This is a genomic window from Haemophilus parahaemolyticus (genome assembly GCF_018373095.1).
Lineage (GTDB): Bacteria > Pseudomonadota > Gammaproteobacteria > Enterobacterales > Pasteurellaceae > Haemophilus_A > Haemophilus_A parahaemolyticus_A.
This window is the reverse complement of sequence record NZ_JAHAHT010000073.1, coordinates 1-8,974: the sequence shown is the minus strand read 5'-3', so window position 1 is coordinate 8,974 and position 8,974 is coordinate 1. Positions and strand designations below refer to the sequence as shown.

Annotated in this window: 10 protein-coding genes; 4 read left to right on the top strand and 6 right to left on the bottom strand. The window is 39.9% G+C overall.

Annotation, left to right across the window (positions count from 1 at the left end; all coding sequences use genetic code 11):
* From rlmD to yefM, 3 genes are all read right to left on the bottom strand, one after another.
* Positions 1 to 1,017: 23S rRNA (uracil(1939)-C(5))-methyltransferase RlmD (rlmD, locus tag KH943_RS07500; RefSeq protein WP_304109645.1), on the bottom strand; the 1,017-nt coding region annotated here is incomplete at its 3' end.
* A 13-nt stretch (positions 1,018 to 1,030) separates the two neighbouring features.
* Positions 1,031 to 1,285: a Txe/YoeB family addiction module toxin gene (locus KH943_RS07495; RefSeq protein ID WP_304109643.1), complete on the bottom strand. Its 255-nt coding sequence runs from the start codon at positions 1,283 to 1,285 to the stop codon at positions 1,031 to 1,033.
* The gene (gene yefM, locus KH943_RS07490; RefSeq protein ID WP_304109640.1) at positions 1,282 to 1,533 is read right to left on the bottom strand and encodes a YoeB-YefM toxin-antitoxin system antitoxin YefM; all 252 of its coding nucleotides are present in this window, start codon (positions 1,531 to 1,533) and stop codon (positions 1,282 to 1,284) included. Before yefM ends, KH943_RS07495 begins: the two co-directional genes overlap by 4 nt.
* A 150-nt stretch (positions 1,534 to 1,683) precedes the next feature.
* Between yefM and rapA the strand changes: the two genes are divergently transcribed.
* Complete coding sequence (gene rapA, locus KH943_RS07485; RefSeq protein ID WP_304109638.1) at positions 1,684 to 4,593, top strand: RNA polymerase-associated protein RapA; 2,910 nt, start codon at positions 1,684 to 1,686, stop codon at positions 4,591 to 4,593.
* 2 nt (positions 4,594 to 4,595) lie between these two features.
* Entirely contained in the window at positions 4,596 to 5,264 is a 669-nt protein-coding gene (gene rluA, locus KH943_RS07480; protein WP_304109635.1) for a bifunctional tRNA pseudouridine(32) synthase/23S rRNA pseudouridine(746) synthase RluA, read from the top strand.
* A gap of 26 nt (positions 5,265 to 5,290) precedes the next feature.
* Here the strand turns inward: rluA and pgeF are convergent, their stop codons facing one another.
* Positions 5,291 to 6,037: a peptidoglycan editing factor PgeF gene (pgeF, locus tag KH943_RS07475; RefSeq protein ID WP_304109633.1), complete on the bottom strand. Its 747-nt coding sequence runs from the start codon at positions 6,035 to 6,037 to the stop codon at positions 5,291 to 5,293.
* Positions 6,038 to 6,092: 55 nt separating this feature from the next.
* Positions 6,093 to 6,482 (bottom strand): RidA family protein, encoded by a 390-nt coding sequence (locus KH943_RS07470; protein WP_304109632.1) that lies wholly within the window; start codon positions 6,480 to 6,482, stop codon positions 6,093 to 6,095.
* A gap of 174 nt (positions 6,483 to 6,656) precedes the next feature.
* Here KH943_RS07470 and yejK point away from each other — a divergent pair, with 174 nt between their 5' ends.
* Together yejK and bamE are read left to right on the top strand one after the other, a co-directional pair.
* The gene (gene yejK / locus KH943_RS07465; protein WP_304109629.1) at positions 6,657 to 7,661 is read left to right on the top strand and encodes a nucleoid-associated protein YejK; all 1,005 of its coding nucleotides are present in this window, start codon (positions 6,657 to 6,659) and stop codon (positions 7,659 to 7,661) included.
* Between the two features lie 58 nt (positions 7,662 to 7,719).
* Complete coding sequence (bamE, locus tag KH943_RS07460; RefSeq protein WP_304109626.1) at positions 7,720 to 8,079, top strand: outer membrane protein assembly factor BamE; 360 nt, start codon at positions 7,720 to 7,722, stop codon at positions 8,077 to 8,079.
* A gap of 162 nt (positions 8,080 to 8,241) precedes the next feature.
* On the opposite strand, the gene KH943_RS07455 is transcribed toward bamE, so the two are convergent.
* A complete protein-coding gene (locus KH943_RS07455; protein ID WP_304109623.1) occupies positions 8,242 to 8,517 on the bottom strand; it encodes a hypothetical protein in 276 nt (91 codons plus the stop codon).
* Between the last annotated feature and the right edge of the window lie 457 nt (positions 8,518 to 8,974).

Sequence of the window (8,974 nt, the reverse complement as noted above, 5' to 3'; positions counted from 1 at the left end):
TGCGTTTTTATTGGCTTGATAAACCATCTCTTGCACGCCTTCTACGCCCGCAACATAACTGGCTTTTTGTGCAATTGGTAGCGTGAAATTTCCCATTCCGCAGAAGAGATCTAAAATGCGATCTTGCGGTTGGATATCGAGCCAATCCAAGGCGATTTCAACCATTTTCTGATTTAATTCACGGTTTACCTGAATAAAATCACGAATTCCGAAATGGAGCATTAAGCCATTGATTTGATAGTAAGGAAGCTCGCCAAACCAGTGTTCTAGCTGATTCTCTTCCGTCATTACAAATAGAGAAAGTTGCTCTTTTTCTGCGAATTGAAGCAGTGTTGTGCGGTTTTTCTCATTGATTTCGCCTAAGTGGCGTAAAAACATTGCAATGCCATTATCAGCAAGCACGAGCTCAATATGCCCAAGCAATTTTTTATTTTGCCACATCACCACAAGCTGCTGCAGTTTCGGCAGTAAATCGGCAAGTGGTTTCTCTAAAATCTCGCAACGTTCAAGCGGTATGATTTGGTTAGAATTTTGTAGCCTAAAGCCCATCACCCACTCATTTTTTTGTTGAGCAATGCTCAATCGAGCTCGGCGGCGGTAATATTTGTCGCTTCCAACAATCATAGGTTGAAAATTAATAGGCGTAGCTTGCAATTTTTGCAGGAGATGAAATAGTGCTTTTTGTTTTGCTTCTCGTTGCAATTCAAGGTCGATGTGTTGCATTTGGCAGCCACCACACTTGACATAATATTGGCAAAAAGGCGTTTGACGTTTTGCAGATTTTTCCAATATTTTGACCGCTTTCGCTCGCCCATATTGACGCTTTTCTTCCAGCGTTTGAATTTCTACCTCTTCATCGGGCAAGGCATTTTCAATAAACCAGGTTTTGCCATTGAGTTTTGCCACGCCTAAACCTTGATAATCTAAAGATTGAATTTTTACTGTTTGACGAGCGGTAGATTTTGGAGATATTTTTGCAGAGTGCTTTGCAGTATTAGGAGTATAAAAAAGAGCCATAAAATAGAATAAATTAGTAATGATAACGACAAGAAGCAATTAAAATTGCTTCATCAGTTACGGCATAAACCAGTCTGTGTTTTTCATCAATTCGACGAGACCAAAAGCCATTTAAATTAAACTTCAGTGATTCAGGTGTTCCTATACCTTTAAAAGGCGTTCGTTGAATATCTTTGATGAGATTATTGGTGCGTTTTAGTTGTTTTTTGTCGGTGGCTTGCCAATATAAATAATCTTCCCAAGCGGTGTCGGCAAAGGTCAATTTCATTCAATCAATTCCCTCTCTTGCCCTTCATTTTGGTGAAGTTGCTCAATGGCTGAAAGTAATCGTTGAGCATTGGCAGGCGAACGAAGCAAATAAGCAGTTTCCTCTAGTGAACGATAATGTGCTAGAGAAATAAGCACACAATCTTCGCCCGTAGTGCGAGTGATTAGCACAGGTTCATAATTTTCCACGACTGAAGTCATTGTTTTGGCTAAAGTTTGACGGGCTTGTGAATAAGAAATAGCTTGCATATAAATTCCTTAAGAAAAGTTGTACAAAAGATTGTACATTTGTCGCTTAGAGAATGCAATATCAGGCTCTGATTGCTTTTCTCTGCGTGAATGCAAAGCTTAAATTTGCTAAAATATTGCCTTAATGAATACAGAAAAAAAGAGGCGAAAATGTTTGTCGTTGGGCAAAGATGGATTAGCGAATCCGAAAATAATTTAGGTTTAGGTCTAGTTTCAAATGTAGATAACCGCACGGTGACTATTCAATTCCCTGCTGCGGAAGATGAGCGAATTTATGCGGTTTCAAATGCACCGCTTACCCGTGTGCAGTTCCAAGTGGGCGATGTGATTACCGCTCAAGAAGGCTGGAAAATGCAGGTGACGCAAGTGATGGATAATCAAGGTGTGGCGTTTTATTTAGGCAAACGAACGGATAATCAAGAAGAAAGCGTTTTGCCTGAAATGTTGCTTGATCACAAAGTCAGTTTTAGTCGCCCGCAAGACCGTCTATTTTCGGCACAGATTGACCGTTCAGATCGTTTTTCGCTCCGCTATCGAGCTTTGCAGCATCAACAAGCACAGTTCCAATCTCCGTTGCGCGGTTTGCGAGGCATTCGTGCCAGTCTGATTCCGCATCAATTGCATATTGCTAAAGAAGTGGGGCAACGTCTCTCGCCACGTGTATTACTTGCTGATGAAGTGGGTTTAGGAAAAACCATCGAAGCAGGGATGATTTTACAACAACAAATTTTTGCAGGTAGAGCAGAACGCGTGTTGGTGCTTGTGCCTGAAAGCTTGCAACACCAGTGGCTGGTGGAAATGCTTCGTCGTTTCAACCTGCGTTTTTCGCTGTTTGATGAAGAGCGTTGTGCAGATTTCGACAAAGCAGACGAAGATGGCAACGATGTAAGCGAAAATCTGTTTGAGAGTGAATCGATGGTGATTGCTTCCATCGATTGGCTAGAAGCGATGCCAAATCGTGCGAAGCAAGTGCTTGAATGCGAGTGGGATATGTTGATTGTTGATGAGGCACATCACCTTGAGTGGTCAGAAGATGCCCCTTCGGTTGCCTATCAATTGGTAGAAAAACTAGCGAAACAGATTCCGTCTGTCTTGCTGCTTACCGCAACGCCTGAACAGCTTGGGCAAGAGAGTCATTTTGCTCGCCTCGCTTTGTTAGATTCCGATCGTTTTTATGATTATTCTGCCTTTGAACAGGAACAAAATGCGTATCAACCTGTGGCAGACGCGGTGGCGACTTTATTGAATGACAAGCTGTTAAGCGATGCGGAGCAGAATGCTATAGCAGAATTATTGAGCGAAGAAGACACCGAGCCGATGTTTAAGATCATCAATAGCAAAAAATCGGCAGAATCCGACCGCTTGCAAGTTCGCCAAGAACTCATTAAAGAGTTGATTGACCGCCACGGTACAAGTCGCGTATTGTTCCGTAATACACGCCAAGGCGTGAAAGGGTTCCCTCGTCGTGAATATTATCAAATTAGCCTTGAATTACCGAACCAATATGCAAATGCGTTAAAAGTGATGGGCACAATGGGTGCGTTACAGGTGAGCGACCGTCTTTACCCAGAACGTTTGTTCCAACGTTTCAATCCAAATGCACGTTGGACAGAGTTCGACCCGCGTGTGGAATGGTTGATCACTTTCCTGAAAAATCACCGTGATGAGAAAATCCTAGTGATTTGTAAACACGCAGAAACGGCAATTGCACTTGAGCAGATTTTGCGTGAAAAAGAGGCTATTCGCTCAGCGGTATTCCACGAGAAAATGTCGATTGTGGAACGTGATAAAGCCTCTGCTTACTTTGCACAACAAGAAGAAGGGGCACAGGTGCTTATTAGTTCTAGCATTGGCTCGGAAGGGCGAAACTTCCAATTTGCTAGCAATTTAGTGCTATTTGGTTTGCCAGATAATCCTGACTTATTGGAACAAAGTATCGGGCGTTTAGATCGAATCGGTCAGAAAAATGACATCAAAATTCACGTGCCTTGTTTCGAAAATTCTGCACAATCAGTACTTGCTGATTGGTATCATCAAGGCTTGAACGCTTTTGAAGAAACTTGCCCGATGGGCACAGCACTTTACCGTGAATTTGGCGAAGCCTTAGGGGGTTATTTCCTCAACTCACAAGCGGACGGATTTGCAGAATTAATTGCAAAAACCAATAAACGCCAAAGAGCCTTGAAAGCTGAGCTAGAGCGTGGACGCGACCGATTGCTAGAGCTTAATTCCAATGGTGGTGAACAAGCTCAACAGTTAGCCGAGGAAATTGGTAAGCAAGATAATCAGCCACAATTGGTGAATTTTGCCTTGAATTTGTTTGATGTGATTGGTGTGGAACAAGAGGATTTAGGCGAGCAGAGTATTGTAATTCGCCCAACAGGGCATATGCTGGTACCCGATTTTCCTGGGCTTTCGGAAGAGGGGAATACGGTAACTTTCAATCGTCAATTAGCGTTAATGCGTGAAGAGCTTGAATTCTTAACGTGGGATCATCCGATGATCCGTAACGGTATTGATTTGATTACTTCTGGTGATATTGGTAAATCGGCGGTGTCGTTGTTGATTAACAAAAATTTGCCAGCGGGCACCTTGTTACTCGAAACGATCTTTGTGGTGGAAACGCAGGCACCAAAAGCCTTGAATCTTACGCGTTTCTTACCGCCAACGCCAATTCGCGTATTGATGGATGCGAAAGGTAATAACTTGGCATCACAAGTTTCATTCAATGGTTTGGAGAAACAGCTTAAGCCTGTCAACCGTCAAATGGCAAACCAAATTGTGAAAATGGCACGCCGTAATATTGAAAAATTGATTAAGCTGAGCGAGCAAAAAGTAGCGGAACAAGCACCAGACATTATTGCTCAAGCGAAAGTAGAGGCGAATAGTAAATTACAAGCCGAATTACACCGCTTGGAGGCGTTGAAATCGGTGAATAAGAATATCCGTGATGATGAGATCCAAGCTCTTGAACAGCAATTGAATGAAACACTTGCACATCTTGAGCTGGCAAATTGGCGATTGGATAGTTTACGCGTGATTGTGAGTAATCAGGAATAATTATGGCACTTATTGAATATCATCCACCGCTTGAGCCCTTTTTAGATGAGGTTTATCGCGATAATCATATTTTAGTGATCAACAAACCAAGCGGATTGCTTTCCGTTCCTGGTAATCGCCCCGAATATTTTGACAGCGCAATGACCCGCGTGCAGAAAAAATATGGCTTTACTGAACCCGCTCACCGTTTGGATATGGCGACAAGCGGTATTTTATTATTTGCATTAAGTAAGGCAGCAGAAAAAGAACTGAAACGTCAATTTCGCGAACGTGAGCCGAAAAAGCACTATATTGCGTTGTTATGGGGCAAACTAGGTGAGAAAGTGGGCGATACAGGCGAGATGAATTTCCCGCTGATTTGCGACTGGGAAAATCGCCCACGTCAAAAAATCTGTTACGAGCGAGGTAAAAAAGCGATAACCCAATATGAGGTGTTAGCACATTTGCCAAACAATACCACAAGAGTAAAACTCACCCCTATTACGGGGCGTTCTCACCAGTTGAGAGTGCATTCTTTGGCATTAGGGCATCCTATTCTAGGCGATAAGTTCTATGCCAACCCATTAGCCAAAAGCCTTGCTCCAAGACTTTGCTTGCACGCGGAAAGTCTGACAATTACACACCCAATCACGGGCACAAGAATGACGTTTACGGCAGAAGCTACATTTTAGGGATATAGGAGAATATTTATTTTAATTTATGCTTGTTCAATCCAAATTAAAGAAGCCATTCTCCCTGTCTGTTTATCTCGGCGGTAAGAGAAAAATTTATCGTGCTCTGTGTAAGTGCAATGTGTTCCGCCTGAAATGTCGGTAATACCTAGCTTGTTTAATCTTTGGGTTGCTAATTGGTAAAGATTGCCGAGAAATTTACCGCTTGTTGTGATATCAGGTGTGAAGGCAAGCTTAGCATTTGGATCGAATGTGCAAAATTGTTCAATCACTTCTTCGCCTACTTGGAACGCTGTTGGGCCGATAGCTGGCCCAAGCCAGGCGATAATATCAGAAGTTGGCGTTTTAAATTTTGTGACTGTTTCTTCGAGAATTCCGGCACATAATCCTCGCCAGCCTGCGTGAGCTGCAGCGACCTCTGTTCCCTTTTTGTTACAGAATAAAATAGGTAAGCAATCGGCTGTCATAACTAAGCAAACTTGATTAGCCTGTTGAGTGTAAACGGCATCAGCTTCCACTTCCACATTGGTTTCTGTAAAAGGAAGCTCAATCACTTTTGTGCTGTGAGTTTGTGCGAGAAAAAAAGGGGAATGGGGCAATCCAAATTTATCTACCAATAAAATGCGATTTTGTTGCACCGCCTCTGGATCGTCACAAACGTGATCGCCTAAATTAAAGCTATTAAATGGCGGTAAACTAACTCCGCCCGTTCTCACGGTGGTGAGGGCTTTAATATTTGGGGGAGCTTGCCAATTTGGATAAACTGCCTTCATTCATATTCCCTTTTATTTCTGTATTTTATTTTGAAAAAACGACCGCTTGTAAGTTTTATGAGCGAACGGCAATCGCTTCAATTTCTAAACCCACATCTTTGGGTAAACGAGCCACTTCCACACAAGAACGTGCAGGGAATGCAGGATGATTATTTTCACGGAAGAATTTTTCATATTCGGCATTTACGGTCGCAAAGTCGTTTAAATCTTTTACAAAAACAGTTGTTTTGTTTATGTTTGTGACACTCAACCCTGCTTGTTCTAGAATTGCTTTTACATTTTCTAACGCTTGGCGTGCTTGTTCAGTAATATCTGCTGGCACTTCACCTGTTTTAGGATTAACGGGAATTTGACCTGATGTGAAAACAAGGTTGCCTAAATCAACCGCTTGTACGTAAGGCCCGATTGCTGCAGGTGCATTTTCTGTGTGAATAATTTTAGTCATAGTGTTTCCTTAATCTTGATAAAATAAATAAGCTATGTGATTTTATGCTAAAAAATCCTATTTTTAAACAGAGAAAAGCGCTCTTTTTATTTGCAGCTATTGCATAACTAGCTAAAATAATAAGAGGAGCATAATGATTATTTTATATAAACAGGAACAAAGAGATTCGATTTTATGAGTATAAATTTAGAAGAAATTGTTTTGCACCAAATTCAACATCACGTTGAAGGCGAGAATGTTGAACTCAAAACGGTGTTACGCGAGGAATTACTGCCAATTAGCCCCGCTGCCGAGCAAATGATGTTGCAATTACACCAAGCGTATCAGAACAAAGCGAAGGGTTATGGCGTGTTCAAGAGTGAATCTGTATTTGCACAACAGCTTAATCGTTTTTTGGAAAAAGAGACAGATTTTCTGCTATTTAGCCATCAATCTGCCAATATGTTAGCGACTGAATTGGCAAAATATCCTTTTGCTTCTGGCGGTACCTTTATTCTCTGTCGATATAATTTTTTAGCGACTGATTATCTCTTTATTGCGTTAATAGATAGTCGCTCTTCTATTTTGGTAGATGAGCATTTAGAGGTAAAAAGCACACAATATTTGGACATTACTCAATACGATATTGCTTGCCGTATTAACTTGACAGAACTCCGTATTAATGCCACTTCAAACCGTTATCTTACCTTTATTAAAGGGCGAGTAGGGCGTAAAGTTGCCGATTTCTTTATGGATTTTTTAAGTGCCGAAGAGGGACTAAACCCACAGGTGCAAAACCAAACTTTATTGCAAGCGGTAAATGATTTTTGCGAGCAAGGTGAGCTTTCTACTCCTCAAATTCGTGAAGTAAAAAAACAAGCGTTTGAATATTGCAAAGGACAAATCAATCAAGGGGAAGAGATTGCAATCAATGAGCTTTCTGAATCTTTACCAACCTTAAATGAATTAAATTTTGCTCAATTTACTCAAGAGAAAGAGTACGGTTTGGAAGAATCAATTCCACCCGTTCGAAATGCTTTAAAAGGCTTAACCAAATATTCAGGCTCAGGAAAGGGCGTAACGATTAGTTTTAATGCGGAATTATTAGGTACGCGTTTAATTTGGGATGAACTAAATGATACTTTGATAATCAAAGGATTACCCGCGAACTTGCGAGATCAGCTTGAACGCAATAAATAATAGTTTTTTACAACCGATTTCGGTATGATTTGTATTAATTTTAATTTAGGGTATTGATATGAAAATGAAATCTCTTTTAGCCATTGCTTTCGTTGCAATGGGGATCACAGCGTGTTCAACGGTTAATAAAGTGGTCTATCGTATTGATGTTCCACAAGGTAACTATTTAGAGCAGGATAAAATTGACCAATTAAAAGTAGGGATGAATCAAGAGCAAGTTCAATATTTGCTTGGTACACCAGTACTTCGCGATGTTTTTGCTCAAAACCGTTGGGATTATGTTTTTATCAAGCGTGAAGGGCATAATGATCCAATCCGCCGCACATTACTCGTTTATTTTGATAATCAAGGTTTTGTAAAAGATATCAAATTAGATGATATTAAAGATCAAAAAATGGTTGAAGAAAAAGTAGAGTAGAGTACAAAAAAACTCAGATAAGATATAGAAGATCAAACCCAATCTGGCCGTCTCTCGTTTAAAAATTTGTGTCTGCCAGATTAATTTGATCTTCTATAGATAAGATTGCTATCATAAATTCACTCAAAAAAATCGGCTGTTTTTACAGCCGATTTTTTTCTCCTACATTTTCTCTTTCTTCATCATTTTCGCTTTTTTCATTTTTTTATCCGTTTTCATTTTTTTCTCTGATTTCATCATCTTATCCGATGACATTTTCATCTGATCTACTTTCATCGCATCAGATTTCATCATCGGTTCTGATTTCATTGGCTCAGCCATCATTGGTTCTGATTTCATCGGCATAGCTTCTGTTTTCATTGCTTCTGCATAAACACTGGTTGCACCTAATAATAGTGCCATTCCTAACATTGCACTTTTGAATGTAATATTTTTCATTTTAAATTTCCTTTTTTGAGTGGTAAAAATAATTGTACGAAAGAAACCATATCCTTCATCGTATTAGACGAAGTACCTTTTCGTTTCTTACAAAAATTTTAAAGGAGTTAAAATAACCGCCATTTCAGAAAGAGAACTTGAGCAAATAAGTAAAAACTGAGCAATTTTATAATCAAGAACAGTTTGATGTGGTGGTGATGTAAACTCTGATTTAACAAAGTGCGGTGAAAAATTTTTAAGATTTTCACCGCACTTTTTATGTATAAAAACAATATTTCCTTTATATCTTAATCTATATAATGCAAAATTGAGTATCTTTTATTTAATATAGTGAGGATCTAAATATGTTTTTATATAATTCTGTAAACAAACAAACAAACAAACAAACAAACAAACAAACAAACAAACAAACAAACAAACAAACAAACAAACAAACACTAACCTTTTCTTCCCATCT